This window comes from Rhodococcus sp. G-MC3, assembly GCF_030063335.1.
Classification (GTDB): Bacteria; Actinomycetota; Actinomycetes; order Mycobacteriales; family Mycobacteriaceae; genus Rhodococcoides.
The window spans coordinates 66,610-82,752 of sequence record NZ_JASISW010000004.1; the positions used below are offsets into that span (position 1 = coordinate 66,610).

The 16,143-nt window shown below is 62.5% G+C and carries 22 protein-coding genes; 4 read left to right on the forward strand and 18 right to left on the reverse strand.

Going from position 1 to position 16,143, the window contains the following annotated elements; all coding sequences use genetic code 11:
- Positions 1-160 precede the first annotated feature (160 nt).
- Positions 161-1,858: a type VII secretion protein EccE gene (gene eccE, locus QMK17_RS05245; protein WP_283507384.1), complete on the forward strand. Its 1,698-nt coding sequence runs from the start codon at positions 161-163 to the stop codon at positions 1,856-1,858.
- Here eccE and QMK17_RS05250 read toward each other — a convergent pair.
- The 9 genes from QMK17_RS05250 to infA form a co-directional block, all read right to left on the reverse strand.
- Positions 1,852-2,418 carry an NADPH-dependent FMN reductase gene (locus QMK17_RS05250; RefSeq protein ID WP_283507559.1) on the reverse strand — a complete coding sequence of 189 codons (567 nt, stop codon included), beginning with the start codon at positions 2,416-2,418 and terminating at the stop codon, positions 1,852-1,854. The genes eccE and QMK17_RS05250 overlap by 7 nt on opposite strands.
- A 32-nt stretch (positions 2,419-2,450) precedes the next feature.
- Entirely contained in the window at positions 2,451-3,341 is an 891-nt protein-coding gene (gene truA / locus QMK17_RS05255; RefSeq protein ID WP_283507385.1) for a tRNA pseudouridine(38-40) synthase TruA, read from the reverse strand.
- Between the two features lie 5 nt (positions 3,342-3,346).
- Positions 3,347-3,937: a 50S ribosomal protein L17 gene (rplQ, locus tag QMK17_RS05260; protein ID WP_283507386.1), complete on the reverse strand. Its 591-nt coding sequence runs from the start codon at positions 3,935-3,937 to the stop codon at positions 3,347-3,349.
- Positions 3,938-3,971: 34 nt separating this feature from the next.
- Positions 3,972-5,036 (reverse strand): DNA-directed RNA polymerase subunit alpha, encoded by a 1,065-nt coding sequence (locus QMK17_RS05265; RefSeq protein WP_283507387.1) that lies wholly within the window; start codon positions 5,034-5,036, stop codon positions 3,972-3,974.
- A gap of 131 nt (positions 5,037-5,167) precedes the next feature.
- The gene (rpsD, locus tag QMK17_RS05270; protein WP_283507388.1) at positions 5,168-5,773 is read right to left on the reverse strand and encodes a 30S ribosomal protein S4; all 606 of its coding nucleotides are present in this window, start codon (positions 5,771-5,773) and stop codon (positions 5,168-5,170) included.
- Positions 5,774-5,798: 25 nt separating this feature from the next.
- A complete protein-coding gene (gene rpsK / locus QMK17_RS05275; RefSeq protein ID WP_084348465.1) occupies positions 5,799-6,212 on the reverse strand; it encodes a 30S ribosomal protein S11 in 414 nt (137 codons plus the stop codon).
- Positions 6,212-6,586: a 30S ribosomal protein S13 gene (gene rpsM / locus QMK17_RS05280; protein ID WP_206509631.1), complete on the reverse strand. Its 375-nt coding sequence runs from the start codon at positions 6,584-6,586 to the stop codon at positions 6,212-6,214. The genes rpsK and rpsM overlap by 1 nt, the downstream gene beginning before the upstream one ends.
- Before the next feature lie 216 nt (positions 6,587-6,802).
- Positions 6,803-6,916, reverse strand: coding sequence for a 50S ribosomal protein L36 (gene rpmJ / locus QMK17_RS05285; RefSeq protein ID WP_003938068.1), 114 nt, complete (start codon positions 6,914-6,916; stop codon positions 6,803-6,805).
- 92 nt (positions 6,917-7,008) lie between these two features.
- Entirely contained in the window at positions 7,009-7,230 is a 222-nt protein-coding gene (infA, locus tag QMK17_RS05290; RefSeq protein WP_005140011.1) for a translation initiation factor IF-1, read from the reverse strand.
- Between the two features lie 231 nt (positions 7,231-7,461).
- On the opposite strand from infA, the gene dtd reads away from it, so the two are divergent.
- The gene (dtd, locus tag QMK17_RS05295) at positions 7,462-7,899 is read left to right on the forward strand and encodes a D-aminoacyl-tRNA deacylase (RefSeq protein ID WP_283507389.1); all 438 of its coding nucleotides are present in this window, start codon (positions 7,462-7,464) and stop codon (positions 7,897-7,899) included.
- An 84-nt stretch (positions 7,900-7,983) separates the two neighbouring features.
- Here dtd and map read toward each other — a convergent pair whose 3' ends face one another.
- From map to rpsH, 9 genes are all read right to left on the reverse strand, one after another.
- On the reverse strand, positions 7,984-8,778 hold the full coding sequence (gene map / locus QMK17_RS05300) for a type I methionyl aminopeptidase (protein WP_283507390.1): 795 nt from the start codon (positions 8,776-8,778) through the stop codon (positions 7,984-7,986).
- On the reverse strand, positions 8,778-9,332 hold the full coding sequence (locus QMK17_RS05305; protein WP_283507391.1) for an adenylate kinase: 555 nt from the start codon (positions 9,330-9,332) through the stop codon (positions 8,778-8,780). The genes map and QMK17_RS05305 overlap by 1 nt, the downstream gene beginning before the upstream one ends.
- A complete protein-coding gene (secY, locus tag QMK17_RS05310; protein WP_283507392.1) occupies positions 9,329-10,651 on the reverse strand; it encodes a preprotein translocase subunit SecY in 1,323 nt (440 codons plus the stop codon). The genes QMK17_RS05305 and secY overlap by 4 nt, the downstream gene beginning before the upstream one ends.
- Positions 10,652-10,950: 299 nt before the next feature.
- Positions 10,951-11,394: a 50S ribosomal protein L15 gene (gene rplO, locus QMK17_RS05315; RefSeq protein WP_283507393.1), complete on the reverse strand. Its 444-nt coding sequence runs from the start codon at positions 11,392-11,394 to the stop codon at positions 10,951-10,953.
- Positions 11,395-11,396: 2 nt separating this feature from the next.
- On the reverse strand, positions 11,397-11,576 hold the full coding sequence (gene rpmD / locus QMK17_RS05320) for a 50S ribosomal protein L30 (protein WP_283507394.1): 180 nt from the start codon (positions 11,574-11,576) through the stop codon (positions 11,397-11,399).
- Positions 11,576-12,244 (reverse strand): 30S ribosomal protein S5, encoded by a 669-nt coding sequence (rpsE, locus tag QMK17_RS05325; RefSeq protein WP_283507395.1) that lies wholly within the window; start codon positions 12,242-12,244, stop codon positions 11,576-11,578. The genes rpmD and rpsE overlap by 1 nt, the downstream gene beginning before the upstream one ends.
- A gap of 34 nt (positions 12,245-12,278) precedes the next feature.
- Positions 12,279-12,692, reverse strand: a complete 414-nt coding sequence (gene rplR, locus QMK17_RS05330; RefSeq protein ID WP_283507396.1) for a 50S ribosomal protein L18 — start codon at positions 12,690-12,692, stop codon at positions 12,279-12,281.
- Position 12,693: 1 nt separating this feature from the next.
- Positions 12,694-13,233: a 50S ribosomal protein L6 gene (rplF, locus tag QMK17_RS05335; protein ID WP_283507397.1), complete on the reverse strand. Its 540-nt coding sequence runs from the start codon at positions 13,231-13,233 to the stop codon at positions 12,694-12,696.
- 14 nt (positions 13,234-13,247) lie between these two features.
- A complete protein-coding gene (rpsH, locus tag QMK17_RS05340; protein ID WP_068380855.1) occupies positions 13,248-13,646 on the reverse strand; it encodes a 30S ribosomal protein S8 in 399 nt (132 codons plus the stop codon).
- 369 nt (positions 13,647-14,015) lie between these two features.
- Here rpsH and QMK17_RS05345 point away from each other — a divergent pair, with 369 nt between their 5' ends.
- Positions 14,016-15,365, forward strand: a complete 1,350-nt coding sequence (locus tag QMK17_RS05345) for a glutamine synthetase family protein (protein WP_283507398.1) — start codon at positions 14,016-14,018, stop codon at positions 15,363-15,365.
- A 4-nt stretch (positions 15,366-15,369) separates the two neighbouring features.
- Positions 15,370-16,065: a DUF6885 family protein gene (locus QMK17_RS05350; RefSeq protein ID WP_283507399.1), complete on the forward strand. Its 696-nt coding sequence runs from the start codon at positions 15,370-15,372 to the stop codon at positions 16,063-16,065.
- The last annotated feature ends 78 nt before the right edge of the window (positions 16,066-16,143 follow it).

Genomic DNA, 16,143 nt, shown 5'->3' on the forward strand with positions numbered 1-16,143 from the left:
CGCGTCACAGTACCTACCCCGGCGATCCGACGTGCACGCAGTTCCGCCGAAGGGCTCACTCACACCCACACGACCCACCGCGTACAGTTTCGACCAGCCGGCCGCGCTCCTCCATGATCGCGGCTCGACTGCACTGCCTTCGGGGGGAGGGTCTTCATCCATGACAGCACCATCGGGACGCGCTCCCGTACGAGGCGCTTCGCCGCACCGACGTTCATCGAACGGACTGTGGTTTCGCGCACCTACCCTGGGCAGGACCGTCGGCGTCGAGATCGCTCTCACTGCAGTGTGCGCGGTTGCAGTCCTGACGGATATTCAGACACGGGTAGTACTCGGTGTCGCACTACCGCTGGCCGTTCTACCATTCGTCACCGTTGCAGGTCGCACGTCGCTCGACTGGATCCACACGGCATTTCGGTACCTGACAGGTTGGGTGCCTGCTCCCGGCACGACGGTCGACCATGCTCAGGGCGTCGAGAACGTCTACGGCGTTCACTGGAGCGGGGATCGGGTGTCGTGTGTCCTGGAACTGAGACCTCCGGCCGGGACATCCACCGAGCTCGGCCGGTCTCGCGCCCGGGTCGATGTCGCTCTCGACCTTACGACCATTGCACGATGCCTAACTCAGCACGACATCGCGGTCGACGAGATCGCCGTCGTCTCGCACGGCTCTCGAACATCCTCGGGTTCGCCGGCAACCGAAGTGTACGAACGATTGATCGGTCCGCTCCCCGCCGTTGCCGTTCGAACCGTCTGGGTGACGGTGGCAGTCGACGTCCGGACCAATGGTGCGGCCATCGAGGCGCGCGGAGGCGGACGGGCCGGGGCATCACGCACAGTCCTGATCGCAGGCGAGCGCGTTGCTCGTGCACTGGAATCCGACGGCATTTCATCGATCATGCTGAGCCGCAGTCGAATTCAATCAGCGGCATCTCACCAGTGCCGCGGGGTCCCCTATGAGTCGCTCACCGAAAGTTGGACGTCAGCTGCGCTTCCAGGCGTCATCGACACCGGATTCGGGTTCGACTGCCGGAAGATCGACAACGAAGTGCTGGCCGACCTCTGGTCGACGCCGGCCCTGTCCACCACAACCGTCCTCCGGCTCACTCCACACCGCACCGCCGGGCACGTGTTCATGAGCGGATCGTGCAACTTCGTCACACGCACGGCACGGCCGTCGCCGCGATTGCCGGGGGCAATCTCGATGAACGGGCGCCAGCGTCAAGCATTGCTGACCTCGCTTCCCCTCGGCATCACGGCCGCGGGATACGCAGATCCTGCGCACCGCATCGGGTACGAGGATGCTTCGACTCTTGCACTACCGACCGCAGGATGCGGACAACTACTCGGTTCCAATGCATCGGGTCACGGTGTCGCCATGAGTGTGTTCGGAGCCGGTCTCGGCTCGGTCCTGGTTTCGGGCGAGTTGTATCTGGCTCAACAACTCGCCTTCCGGGCCATAGCAGTCGGTGCACGAGTGCTCGTGCGCACCGATCGTCCACACGCCTGGGGACCATTGGTCGACTCGGTGGCAACTCCCGATCGGCTTCGTATCGACGGGGGTCCCCATCGCTCGAGTTCGCGAATCGACCTCGTTGTCCGCGACTTCTCAGACGCCGTCGACGCCCCTGGAGGGCCCGGAACAGACACTGCCACCGTTCTGACCTTGACCGAGCACCTTCCGCGAACCCCGATGACGGACCCCGACCTGTCCATCATTCAACCGGGTGCCGCAGGCGACCGGATACACGTCAGAACCTCCCGCGACGACATCGAACTCGTGCTTGTCACCATTCCCCAGGAAACCGCTTTCATCGGCCACCCACGAAGCGTCCGACACCCGACGGCCGCTCACTGACCGGGATACGGCCTGACGTCCTGCAAGCTTCTCGCCGCCGTAGCCCACCAATGCAGCTGATCGAGCATCCTCCCCGCGGAGTCGACGATCGCACCATCGGCGGTGTTTCCCTGCCCATCGAACGCCCGTCGAACCCGGTGAACCGCGACGCTGTCGCGCACGGACACCATGTGGAGTTCGGCCGCGACCTGCCGCAGCTGCTCTGTTGCTCGAATTCCTCCGGCAAGGCCCCCATAGGACACGAAGCCGATCGGCTTGCCCCGCCACTCGTACTTCACGCTGTCGAGCGCGTTCTTGAGAGACCCGGGATAGCCGTGGTTGTATTCCGGCGTCACCACTACGACGGCGTCCGCACGTCCGATTGCCGCGGCCAGCGCCGTGCCCCCGGACGACGGGGACAGGTCGGCGGGGAGCACATAACCGAGGAGATCGATCGTGGTCACGGTAAATTCGCGGCGTTCCGACGTCACACGCACGATCCAGTCGGCGACGACGGGCCCGATCCGCTCGGCGCGGACGCTGGCAACGACAACTGCGAGTTCGACGGGGTCAGCCACCAGAACAGACTAGTGGCGCGCCGTTCGTGGGGTCGTCAGCAGCAGCCACCTGCCGACGGTAGGTCGGCGCGCACCTCACGGGTGGCACGATTTCGCGCAGCGAGTTCAGCTGCAGGCGGATAGTCGACTGCCACGAGCGAGAGCCCGTGAGCAGGAGCGACGGTGACCGAACTCGACCTGGAGCGCGCGGCGAGCAACCCTGCAGTCCACTCGGGTGTTCGACGACCCTCACCGACGGCCTGCATGGCCCCGACAAGGCTACGAACCATGGACCAGCAGAAGGCATCGGCGCTGACGTAGGCGGTGAGCCGATCACCTACCCGTTCCCACTCGAACCGTTGAAGTTCTCTCACGGTGGTCGCACCGTCGCGACGCTTACAGAAGGCTGCGAAGTCGTGGAGGCCGAGCAGACGAGCCGACGCATCCCGAATTGCGCCCAGGTCGATCTCGCGCGGCCACGACACAACGCCTCTGACGTCCAACGGATCCACTCCGTAGCGGGCTGTACCGAAGCTGTACTCGTAGTGACGTCGCAAGGCAGAGAACCGTGCATCGAAATCTGCGGACACCGCCGTGATCGCCTTCACACGAACATCGGTCGGTAGAAACCTGGCCATTCGACGAATCAAACGTTCCGGTTCGACGATCCCGCCCGGCACGTCGAGGTGCGCAACCTGGCCAGCAGCGTGAACTCCTGCGTCGGTGCGGCCCGCAACCGTCAGTTCTACACGTTGACGCAACACCGTCGAGAACGCTTCCTCCAACACTCCGCACACCGTGCGGATCTCGGGCTGACGAGCCCACCCGGAGAATTCCGTTCCGTCGTACGAGATGTCGAGACGATACCGTGCGGCGATACGCAAAGAAGCGGACCCGCCATCCTCGAAAGGATTGGCGGGCCCGCTTCGGTCCTGCTCCGAGATCAAAAGGACTAGTCCTTCTTGCCCGGGTTTTCAGTCGACACAGCTTCGGCTTCGGACGCGTCCGAAGCGTGAGCGTCATTGTCTTCGATGCCCTCGACTACTGCGTGGGCGTTCTCGACCTCGGCGTCGGTCGCGTCGGCTTCGACAGCCTCGACGACGTTCTCCGCACCCGGCGCCTCGGCGACAGCCGGTGCCTGCGAAGCCTTCACGCGACGTGCGCGATCTGCTTCGTTGGACACCGTCTGCTCGTTGACGAGCTCGATGATGGCCATCGGCGAGTTGTCACCCTTGCGGGGGATGGTCTTGATGATGCGCGTGTAGCCACCGTCGCGACCGGCGAAGAAAGGCCCGATCTCGGCGAAGAGCTTGTGCACGACATCTTTGTTGTTGATGATCTTGAGAACCTCACGGCGGTGAGCGAGGTCGCCATGCTTGGCATGGGTCACGAGCTTCTCGGCGTGGGGACGAAGGCGCTTGGCCTTCGACTCGGTCGTGGTGATGCGGCCGTGCTCGAAGAGTGCCGTCGCCAGGTTGGCCAGGATGGCCTTCTGGTGCGACGCCGACCCGCCGAGACGGCGGCCCTTGGTGGGCTTGGGCATGATGAATCTCCTAGTAAGAGCTCAATCGAGCTGATTACAGCTGTTCTGTCTCGGCGTAGTCCTGCTCGGCGCCTTCGCTGTCTGCGAAGGAACTGGCGTCGGTGTCGCTCCACGTTCCCGTGGTGGCGTCGTATCCGGGCACGGTGGTCGGATCGAAGGACGCGGGGCTGTCCTTGAGAGAGAGGCCCAGCGAATGCAGCTTGACCTTCACCTCGTCGATGGACTTCTGTCCGAAGTTACGAATGTCCAGCAGATCGGACTCGGTACGACCAACCAGCTCGCCGACGGTGTGAACACCTTCGCGCTTGAGGCAGTTGTAGGAACGGACGGTGAGGTCCAGATCCTCGATGGGGAGTCCGAAGGAAGCGATGTGATCGGCCTCGGCGGGCGAGGGTCCGATCTCGATTCCTTCTGCTTCGACGTTCAGCTCACGGGCGAGGCCGAAGAGCTCAACCAGGGTCTTGCCCGCCGAAGCGAGCGCGTCCCGCGCGGTGATGGAATTCTTGGTCTCCACGTCGAGAACGAGCCGATCGAAGTCGGTGCGCTGTTCGACGCGAGTGGCCTCCACCTTGTAAGTGACCTTGAGCACGGGCGAGTAGATCGAGTCGACCGGGATACGGCCGATCTCTGCGCCCGATGCCTTGTTCTGGACGGCGGGGACATAGCCACGACCGCGCTCTACTACGAGCTCGATCTCCAGCTTGCCCTTGTCGTTCAAGGTCGCGATGTGCAGATCCGGGTTGTTCACCGTGACGCCGGCCGGAGGAACGATGTCGCCTGCGGTCACAGAGCCGGGGCCCTGCTTACGGACGTACATCGTGACCGGCTCGTCCTCTTCGGAGCTCACTACGAGGCCCTTGAGATTCAGGATGATGTCGGTGACATCTTCCTTGACTCCGGGGACCGTCGTGAATTCGTGAAGAACGCCGTCGATACGGATGCTGGTGACAGCAGCGCCGGGGATCGACGACAGCAGAGTACGGCGGAGCGAGTTGCCGAGGGTGTAACCGAAGCCAGGCTCGAGCGGCTCGATGACGAATTTCGAGCGGTTGTCGGCGATGACCTCTTCGGTCAGCGTCGGGCGCTGTGAAATGAGCATTGTGTGTTCCTCCTGTACGGACGTCCGCTATTTGACGTCCACCTGTGGGGGCTCCGCCCCCACATACCCCCGGAAGGGCGTAGGGGGCTTCGCCCCACCATTTTCTGACACTCGAGGCTTCGCCTCGAGTGTTACTTCGAGTAGTACTCGACGATGAGCTGCTCCTGGAGCGGCACATCGATCTGTGCGCGCTCCGGTACCCGGTGAACCAGGATGCGAAGACGGTTCGGGACGACCTGCAGCCACGCCGCCACCGGACGATCGCCGTAGCTCTCGCGTGCGATTTGGATCGGCAGAGTCTGCGCGGACTTCTCGCGAACATCGATGATGTCGTACTGCGAGACGCGGTAGCTGGGAATGTCCACTCGCTTGTTGTTCACGAGGAAGTGGCCATGGGTGACCAGCTGGCGCGCCTGACGACGCGTACGTGCGAGGCCTGCACGGTAGACGACGTTGTCGAGACGAGTCTCGAGGATGGTCAACAGGTTCTCACCGGTCTTGCCGGGGCGGCTGTTGGCTTCCTTGTAGTAGAGACGGAACTGCTTCTCCATGACGCCGTAGGTGAAGCGAGCCTTCTGCTTCTCCTGCAGCTGGAGCAGGTACTCGCTCTCCTTGATCCGCGCGCGGCCGTGCTGGCCGGGCGGGTAGGGACGACGCTCGAACGCCTGGTCGCCTCCGATGAGGTCGACGCGCAGACGACGGGACTTGCGGGTCATAGGACCGGTATAACGTGCCATTACTTAGTAACCTTTCCCTTTCCCGCTAGACCCGACGCCGCTTGGGCGGACGGCAGCCGTTGTGCGGCTGAGGGGTGACATCGGAGATGGTGCCGACCTCGAGGCCAGCAGCCTGAAGCGAGCGGATAGCGGTCTCACGGCCGGAACCGGGACCCTTTACGAAGACGTCGACCTTCTTGACGCCGTGCTCCTGTGCCTTGCGCGCTGCACTTTCGGCTGCGAGCTGTGCGGCGAACGGAGTCGACTTACGTGAGCCCTTGAAGCCCACGTGGCCCGAGGACGCCCAGGAGATGACGTTGCCCGCGGGGTCGGTGATCGACACGATCGTGTTGTTGAACGTGCTCTTGATGTGCGCAGATCCGTGCGGGACGTTCTTCTTGTCCCTGCGACGCGTCTTCTGCGTCTTCTTCGGACCGGTACCGCGTGCTTTAGGGGGCATTACTTCGCCTTCTTCTTGCCGGCAATGGTGCGCTTGGGGCCCTTGCGGGTGCGCGCATTGGTCTTGGTGCGCTGCCCACGGACGGGCAGACCACGACGGTGGCGAAGGCCCTGGTAGCAGCCGATTTCGATCTTGCGACGAATGTCGGCCTGAACCTCGCGGCGCAGGTCGCCCTCGACCTTGAGGGACTCTTCGATGTACTCACGGAGCTTCGTCAGATCTTCGTCGGACAAATCCTTGCTGCGCAGATCCGGGTTCACACCGGTTGCGTCGAGGATCTCCTTCGAGCGGGTACGGCCGACGCCGTAAATGTAAGTCAGTGCGATCTCCATGCGCTTTTCGCGCGGAAGATCCACACCTGCGAGACGTGCCATGTGGCAATCCTTTTCTTTCTCCGGAGGTCTGCTCCCAGTCCGTCCCCTGTGCCTCTGTACTGCTGAAGACCCGATATCGCGATGAACTCAGGTCTTCCAAAACTCAGTGGGGCCCCGGCCTCCGTGCCGGGGGTGTGCCACGACGCGTGTGTCGTGGTTGGTGCTGGGAGGTCTTCTTCTAGCTATGTGCCAAGCAGAAATGCGAATGCTCGGTGGTTATCCCTGACGCTGCTTGTGTCGCAGGTTCTCGCAGATGACCATGACTCGTCCGTTACGACGAATCACCTTGCACTTTTCGCAGATCTTCTTGACGCTCGGCTGAACCTTCACGTCGTTGATCTCCTGTGTGTAGCCGACGCACACCGAAGTACGGTGCGACACCGGCATGGTTCTCTCCGACCGGACATGGCCGGAGAAGCTTGTTACTTGTAGCGGTAAACGATGCGTCCACGAGTGAGGTCGTACGGAGAAAGCTCCACTACGACCCGATCCTCGGGGAGGATACGAATGTAGTGCTGGCGCATCTTTCCGCTGATGTGCGCCAGCACCTTGTGGCCGTTCTCGAGCTCAATGCGAAACATCGCATTGGGCAAGGGTTCGACTACCCGGCCCTCGACCTCGATGGCGCCGTCTTTCTTAGCCATATCCTCCGCGTCCCTGGCTTTACACCTGGTTGATTGCATCTGTTTCCGTTACCGTGGTGCTCAATGCTGCCGACGTGACGTCGGCACAATCACCGGATGAACGAGAGCCGACTTGCGCAGGCACGCGAACAACCGGTACGCAGAGCGCACCGTCGACCTATGCTACCGGCAAAGTCTCACCAGGCCAAATGCGCGGTATGAAGGTCTCGCCGCGATGGCACAGTTGTCGTCATGCGAGCACTGATACAGCGAGTCACATCGGCGTCGGTATCGATTGAAAACGACGTTGTCGGATCGCTCGATCTCGTCGACGGAATGCAAGGCCTCGTGGTGCTGGTCGGCGTCACGCACACCGATGAACGCCGACAGAGCGATGCGCTTGCGGAGAAGGTGTGGAGAATGCGGATCCTCGAGGGCGAGAAGTCCGCGGCCGACGTCCATGCCCCGATTTTGGTGATCAGCCAGTTCACCCTCTACGCCAACACCGACAGGGGCCGACGGCCGTCGTGGAACCAAGCCGCGCCAGGGGCAGTCGCTCAACCACTCGTCGAGAGGGTCATCCACACGCTGCGGGCAGCGGGAGCCGTCGTCGAGACAGGCAGGTTCGGGGCGAATATGTCGGTTGCGCTGGTCAACGACGGACCTGTGACCATCTCGGTGGAGGTATGACGCGAAGCCTCGATTCCGAACCGGAATCCTCGACGTGAAGGTCCCGACACCGAGAAGCACCCACACCGAGATGCACCGACGTGATCAGGGGCGCAGAGTCAGAATCCGAGGACCGTCCTCGGTCACGGCAACGGTGTGCTCCCAGTGCGCAGCTCGGGAACCGTCCGTGGTGACGACAGTCCACTCGTCGCCCAAAATCTCGGTTTCATAGGTGCCGAGCGTCAGCATCGGTTCGATGGCCAGCGTCGACCCGACAACGAGTTCGGGGCCTTTACCGGGGCCGCCCTCGTTGGCGAGGAACGGTTCCATGTGCATTTCACGGCCGATACCGTGGCCACCGTAGCCGTCCACGATGCCGTATTTGCGACCGTGCAACTTCTCGGCTGCGCGCGTCCCGTTCTCGATGGCATGCGAGACGTCGGTCAACCGATTCCCGGGCAGCATCGCAGCAATGCCTGCATCCATCGACAGCCGAGTCGCGTCACTGAGCAGTGCATCGGCCTCGATAATCTCGCCCACGCCGAACGTCCAGGCCGAGTCTCCGTGCCAGCCATCGAGAATTGCACCGCAGTCGATCGAGATGAGGTCGCCTGCGACGAGGATGTCCTCGGCAGACGGAATACCGTGCACCACACGATCATTGACCGACGAGCAAATGCTGCCGGTGAAGCCGTGGTAGCCGAGGAACGACGGAACGGCACCAGCATCCCTGATCACTGCTTCGGCTACCCGGTCGAGCTCCAAGGTCGATACACCAGGCTTTGCCGCCTCGCGGACGGCAACCAATGCGCGGCCCACGACTGCACCGGCCGCGGCCATGGCATCGAGTTCGCCAGAACTACGGAACGGTACTACCTTGCGCTTGCGCCCGAACGCCATTACTTTCCGAGATCCTCGATCGCTTTCAGTGCACGCGCACTGACTTCCTCGACCTCACCCATCGCGTCGACCGAGACGATCTGGTGGGTGTAGTAGTCGAGTAGAGGAGCAGTCTCGTCCCGGTACACCTTGAGTCGGTTGCGGATGACGTCTTCCTTGTCATCAGCGCGGCCGCGCGAGAGCATGCGGGTGACGACGATGTCCTCGTCCACAACGAAGGACAACACGGCGTCCAGCTTGGCTCCGAGATCGGAAAGGATATCGACGAGCGACTCTGCCTGGCCGACCGAGCGCGGGAAACCGTCGAGCAGAAATCCGTTGACTGCGTCGGGCTCCGCCAGGCGGCTACGCACCATGTCCACGGTCAGTGCGCTCGGCACTAGGTCGCCTGCGTCGAGGTACTTCTTCGCTTCGATTCCCAGCGGGGTCTTCTCACCGATGTTGGCGCGGAACAGATCGCCGGTCGAGATGTGAGGCACGCCCAGCTTCTCCGACAAAATCTTGGCTTGGGTGCCCTTGCCGGCACCGGGAGGACCAAGAAGAACAAGTCTCACTTGAGGAACCCTTCGTAGTTACGCTGCATCAACTGACTTTCGATCTGCTTCACCGTATCGAGGCCGACACTGACCATGATCAGCACAGCCGTGCCCCCGAACGGAAGGTTCTGCGCACCGCCGGAGCTTCCGATGTCGAGGAACAGGTTGGGCAGCACGGCGATGGTGCCCAGATAGATCGCGCCCGGCAGGGTGATGCGGCTCAGGACGTAATTCAGGTAATCGGCGGTCGGCTTGCCCGGACGGATGCCCGGGATGAACCCTCCGAACTTCTTCATCTCGTCGGCGCGCTCCTCCGGATTGAAGGTGATCGCGACGTAGAAGTAGGTGAAGAAGACGATGAGTCCGAAGTAGATGGCGATGTAGACCGGGTTGGCCGGGTTCACCAGGTACTCGTTGATTATTCGCTGCCACCAGCTCGGGTCCGTGGCGGTGCTCGCGGACGTGAGCTGGGCGATCAAGTTGGGGAGGTAGAGAAGCGAGGACGCGAAGATCACCGGGATGACGCCGGCCTGGTTGACCTTGAGCGGGAGGTATGTCGACGAACCGCCGTACATCTTCCGCCCGACCATGCGCTTGGCGTACTGGACCGGGATTCTGCGCTGTCCCTGCTCGACGAAGACAACACCCGCGATGATGAGGAAGGCGGCGACGCAGACCAGGGCGAAAACGAGAGGACCGCGGCTGTCCAGAATCGACTTGCCCTCACCCGGGATACGCGAGGCGATGCCCGAGAAGATCAACAGCGACATTCCGTTGCCGACGCCACGTTCGGTGATGACCTCACCGAACCACATGACCATCGCCGCACCGGCAGTCATGACGAGCACGATGATCACCAGTCCGAAGATGCTCTGGTCGGCGATGATCTCCTGCTGGCATCCCTGAAGGAGCTGTCCCCGCGAAGCGAGGGCAACGAGTCCGGTTGCTTGCAGGATCGCGAGCGCGATCGACAGATAACGCGTGTACTGCGTCATCTTGGCTTGGCCGGACTGGCCCTCCTTGCGGAGTTCCTCGAACTTCGGGATGACGACCGTCAGAAGCTGGACGATGATGCTCGCGGTGATGTACGGCATGATGCCGATTGCAAAGACAGAGAGCTGCAGTAACGCGCCGCCGGAGAACAGGTTGATCAGCGAGTAGATACCCGCTTGGTCGCCACCGGAGACCTGGTCGATGCAGGCTCGGACGTTGGCGTAATCCACGCCGGGAGACGGAAGCGTAGCGCCGAAGCGATACAGAGCTACCAGACCGAGCGTGAAAAGGATCTTCCGTCTCAGGTCAGGAGTCCTGAGGGCCGACACGAAGGCGGAAAGCAAAGATCCTCCTGGCACAAGGCGCGTTGTGTCGAGATACCGATTGGATCCTCGTGGACCACCCGATACTCGACCTTGGACTGCGAACGACATGGATCGTCCGCATGAAATGCGTTGTCACTGAACTCTAGAACTCTAACAGTGCGACTCCAACCGCCGGACGGTCAGTCTGCGCACCACCACTTCGGACCGTGCGATCACCTGCCCGTAGTGGCAGCGATGGCCGCAGCGTAGGCCTCTGTCGAGACTTGTCGCTACGGCCATCGTCACACGATGTGCTCACTCGACCGAAGTCGAAGCGGCTATACCTCGGTTGTGGAACCGCCGGCAGCGGCGATCTTTTCCTTGGCGGAGCCGGTGAACTTGTTGACGGAGATGTCGACCTTGACGGTCAACTTTCCGTCGCCCAGAACCTTGACGGGCTCGTTCTTGCGAACAGCACCCTTGGCGATCAGATCGGCGATGCTGATCTGGCCGCCATCGGGGAAGAGACGCTCGATGTCGCGAAGGTTCACGACCTGGAACTCGACCCGGTTCGGGTTGGTGAAGCCCTTGAGCTTCGGGAGACGCATGTGAAGGGGCATCTGGCCGCCCTCGAAGCGTGCCGGCACGTTCTTGCGTGCGCCGGTTCCCTTGGTACCGCGACCTGCGGTCTTGCCGCGCTTGCCGCCTTCACCACGGCCGACGCGAATCTTCGTCGACTTGGATCCGGGTGCGGGACGCAAATGATGCAGTTTGATGGTCATGGTTAGACCTCCTCAACAGTTACGAGGTGGCGCACTACATTGACCAGTCCTCGGGTCTGCGGGGTGTCCTCACGGACGACGGCCTGTCGGATGCCCTTGAGCCCGAGAGTCCGCAGGCTGTCCCGCTGGTTCGACTTCTGGCCGATGGTGCTCTTGATCTGAGTGACCTTCAGCTGTGCCATTACTTGACCGCTCCTGCCTGTGCGCGTGCACGAAGCATTCCAGCGGGAGCAACTTCTTCGAGGGTGAGGCCGCGGCGAGCCGCAACTTCCTCGGGACGCTGCAGACCCTGAAGGGCTGCGACGGTGGCGTGCACGACGTTGATGGCGTTGTCGCTACCGAGCGACTTCGACAGCACGTCGTGGATACCAGCGCACTCCAGCACGGCGCGGACAGCACCACCGGCGATGACACCCGTACCGGCACTGGCCGGACGGAGCATGACGATGCCTGCTGCTGCTTCACCCTGGATGGGGTGCGTGATGGTTCCGCCGATCATCGGGACGCGGAAGAAGCTCTTGCGAGCCTCCTCGACACCCTTCTGAATCGCCGCGGGAACTTCCTTGGCCTTGCCGTAGCCGACGCCGACCAGACCGTTGCCGTCTCCGACGATCACGAGGGCGGTGAAGCTGAAGCGACGACCACCCTTGACGACCTTGGAGACGCGGTTGATCGCGACTACGCGCTCGATGAAGTTCGACTTCTCGGCAGCGTTTCCACCACGCGAGTTGTCACGGCGGTCACGGCCACCGCGGTTGTCTCCGCGCTGGGCATTGTCACCGCCTGTATTCGGTCCAGTGTTCTGTCCGGCGGGGCCGCTTCCGCCGTCACGCCGTTGACGTCCCGGCATCAGGCTGTCCTTCCGTTGTCAGTAAAAGTCATCATCAGAATGCCAACCCGCCTTCGCGAGCAGCATCTGCCAGTGCCGCAATACGGCCGCTGTAGTCGTTGCCGCCACGGTCGAAGACGACCGTGTCGATTCCGGCAGCCTTGGCGCGGCTGGCGATGAGTTCGCCGACCTTCGCGCTGACAGCCTTCTTGTCGCCTTCGATGCCGCGCACGTCGGCCTCGATCGAGGACGCGCTGGCCAGAGTGTGGCCCGCAAGGTCGTCGATCAACTGGACGTGGATGTGACGCGAAGAGCGGTTGACGACCAAGCGAGGACGCTCGGGCGTTCCGGAGATCTTCTTGCGAAGGCGGAAATGACGGCGTGCCTTCGACAAACGACGCTTCGTCGAGACGTCCGTGCCGCGCGGAGTGCGCTTCACGGCCACCTTGTCTGTTGTTTCCTGGCTCATATCACTTACCCGTCTTTCCGACCTTGCGGCGGATAACTTCACCCTCGTAGCGGATGCCCTTGCCCTTGTACGGGTCGGGGCGCCGCAGACGACGGACGTTGGCCGCGATCTGGCCGACCTTCTGCTTATCGATGCCTGTGATGGTGAATCGCGTGGGCGACTCGACCGTGAACGTGATGCCCTCCGGTGCTTCGATCAGCACGGGGTGGCTGTACCCGAGTGCGAACTCGAGGTCCTTGCCCTTGACGACAACGCGGTAACCGACGCCGTGGATCTCCATCTTGGTGGTGTAACCGTTGGTTACCCCGGTGATGAGGTTGGCGACGAGGGTGCGCGAAAGGCCATGCAGCGAGCGACTACGGCGCTCGTCGTCCGGACGGGTGACGGCGATGGTGCCGTCGTCCGCGCGTGCAATCTGGATGGGCTCGGCGATCGTCAGGTTAAGCGCACCCTTGGGGCCCTTGACCTCGACGTTCTGGCCGTCGATCTTGATGTCGACGCCCGCGGGGACCGCGACCGGCAATTTTCCAATACGTGACATGGTGGTGGCCTCCCCTACCAGACGTAGGCGAGGACTTCTCCGCCCACACCCTGCTTGGCCGCCTGACGCTCTGTGAGCAAACCTGTGGACGTGGAGATGATCGCCACGCCCAGGCCGCCGAGAACCTTGGGCAGATTGGTGGATTTTGCGTACACGCGAAGACCTGGCTTCGAGATGCGACGCACGCCTGCGAGGCTGCGCTCACGGCTGGGTCCGTACTTGAGATCGACGATGAGGGTCTTGCCCACCTCGGCGTCCTCGGTACGGAAATCAGAAATGTAGCCCTCACGCTTGAGGATCTCGGCGATGTTCGCCTTCAGCTTCGAGTGCGGAAGCTTCACCTCGTCGTGGTACGCCGAGTTGGCGTTGCGCAGACGGGTCAAGAAGTCTGCAATTGGATCGGTCATCGTCATGGTGTGACCTGTGCACCTTTCTCGCAGCGGTTCCCATGCAGCACGTGCGAACTGGTGCCCAAAGAGAGGGCCTGGTCCGTCACATCGTGGGCCTACAGCGAAGTGAACTGTCCTGACCGACTGTTGCCGGTCAGGGGTTGCGCTCCAAGCAATGCACTTGTGCACTGCCAGGTGTTACGAGCTTCCGCGTGTTCTATTCCAAAGTGCGAAGTACTCGAGGTTGCGTCTATATTGCAAAGACTCGTGTGCAGGCACGACGAAGCCCGGGCAACCGCACTAGTGTAGGCAACCTGGACGCATTCTCCAAATCGCACCTGGTATGGGCGTCTTCGACCACTATGTGCCCGAATGCTCGACTAGCTTTCCATCATGAACGATTCGACGCTCGTATCTTCGTTGATGGACCGCGATGTGGCCGGTGTGACCATCGGCTGGGTCGACAACAACGGCATTGTCCGCTCGCGCACGGTGCCGGTTGGCGAACTCCCTTCGGCTGTGCGCCGAGGCGTCGGCGTGACCGCGGTGTTCGCAGTGTTCGATTCGCATGACGGGATCACGTTCGCCCACGAGGGCCTGTCGACTCCATCCGGCGATGTTCGATTGATACCGGTCGTGGACTCACCATCGGATGTCGTTCCGCTTGCCGGTCAGCCGGGAATCGCGTGGGCCAACGGCAGACAAGTGTCGGCGGACGGATCGCCGTGGCCCTACGACCAGCGGAGTGTGCTCGAACGTCAGGTCTCGCGTGCCGCGGACGCCGGTTTCGAGGTGAAGGCCGGATTTGAGATGGAGATGGTGATCACCCGCGAGTCCGACGGGACACCCGCCCATCGCGGACCGGCGTATTCAGCCAATGCACTGCGTGACATCGACGAATTCACCGTTCGGCTCCTGCGAGATCTCGCTGCGAACGGAATCTCCATCGGCCAGCTGCACGCGGAGTACGGAGATTCCCAAGTCGAGATCGCGCTCAGCCCGCTCGGCCCGGTGGAGGCGGCCGACGCTCAGGTACTCGCGCGCCAAACGATCCATTCCGCAGCACAGACACATGGGTTGAGAGTCAGTTTCGCGCCGCTGCCGAGTCTCGCCGGCGCGGGAAACGGCTGGCATCTACACACGTCTCTGGCGCGTGACGGTGTCAATGCCCTCACCGGGGACGACGAGTACGGCCTGTCCGCAGTCGGACGCAACTATATCGCCGGGCTCGTGCGGGAGTTGCCTGGCATCGTTGCTGTGACCGCACCGAGCAGCGGGTCGCTTCTTCGGCGTCGACCCGGTTACTGGGCAGGCGCATACGGATTCTGGGGTGTCGAGAACAGGGAGGCCGCAATCCGGTTGGTGCCGTCATCGCCCCTGCTGGGAACGGAACACACCAACGTCGAACTCAAGGCGTGCGACGCCTCGGCGAACCCGTACCTGGCGTTGGCGGTCACCATCGCTGCGGGACTCGATGGCATAGCCGACGGCCGAGAGCTGACCGATCCCATCCAGGAGGACGTCGGAGGCTGGGACGACGACCGCCGTCTCGCTGCCGGAATTTCCCCACTGGCCACCACACACGAAGAACAGCGAGCCAACTTGGTTTCGAGCGGGTTGGTCCGCAGAGTTCTCGGGGACCAACTTCTCGGCGCATTCGTGGCCTGCCGCGATGCGGACGAAGCGTGGGCAGCGAATCGCTCCGACGACGATGTACTCGAATCTCTACGCTGGATCTACTGATCGAATGCGCGAATTCCTCGGTGCTGCAGCAGTGTTGGCCGCGCAGGCTGCACTGCTCCCCCAGCCGGATCAGCTCTGCGGTCCGTTCTCCGCTGCCGTCGCGCTCGCGGGCGTTCTCGACGACGCCATTCTGTCCGTCGCCGAACTCGCTGCCGCATCGGGTACGAGGGTTTACCCGCACGAGGTTCCGCACTCGAGGCCACCGGGAGTCCCGGTGACGCACTCCGGCGGGGAGGCGCTGGCGCAGACTGACCGTCCGGAGTGCGCCGGGACGACTGCAGCCGGTCTTCGGAAGGGAATCGAGCGTGCGACGGCTGGTCGAGTTGTTGTCGTCCCTGCGCAGTCCCCGAGTTCCACCGTTATACGTCTCCTGCTGCGCGACCTGCTCGATTCGAGGTTGCGCTTCGCTGTGCTGGCACATGTACATACCGCGCCGATCACCGAACTCGACTGGAATGTCGGTCATTTCGTGACGATGTGGGGTTTCGACGAGACGTCCGACACGGTCGCCGTCGCTGATACCTACCGAGAATTGGGAACACCCGACATGCCGCCAGGATGCAGGATGGTTGCTGTCGACGCTCTCGCCGTGGCCATGGATGCGCGCGGCCTTCTGATTCTCTCGCATGCGTCGAACACGAGCGCACTGATCGACCTCGTGCACTCGATCGGGGTGACTTCGCAGATCTGGTCGGTGTGACCATGCCTGCTACTGCACCGGAGATCCGATAAGAACAACAAAACAAAACGAGCGTGGGTTCCTTTCGGAACCCACGCT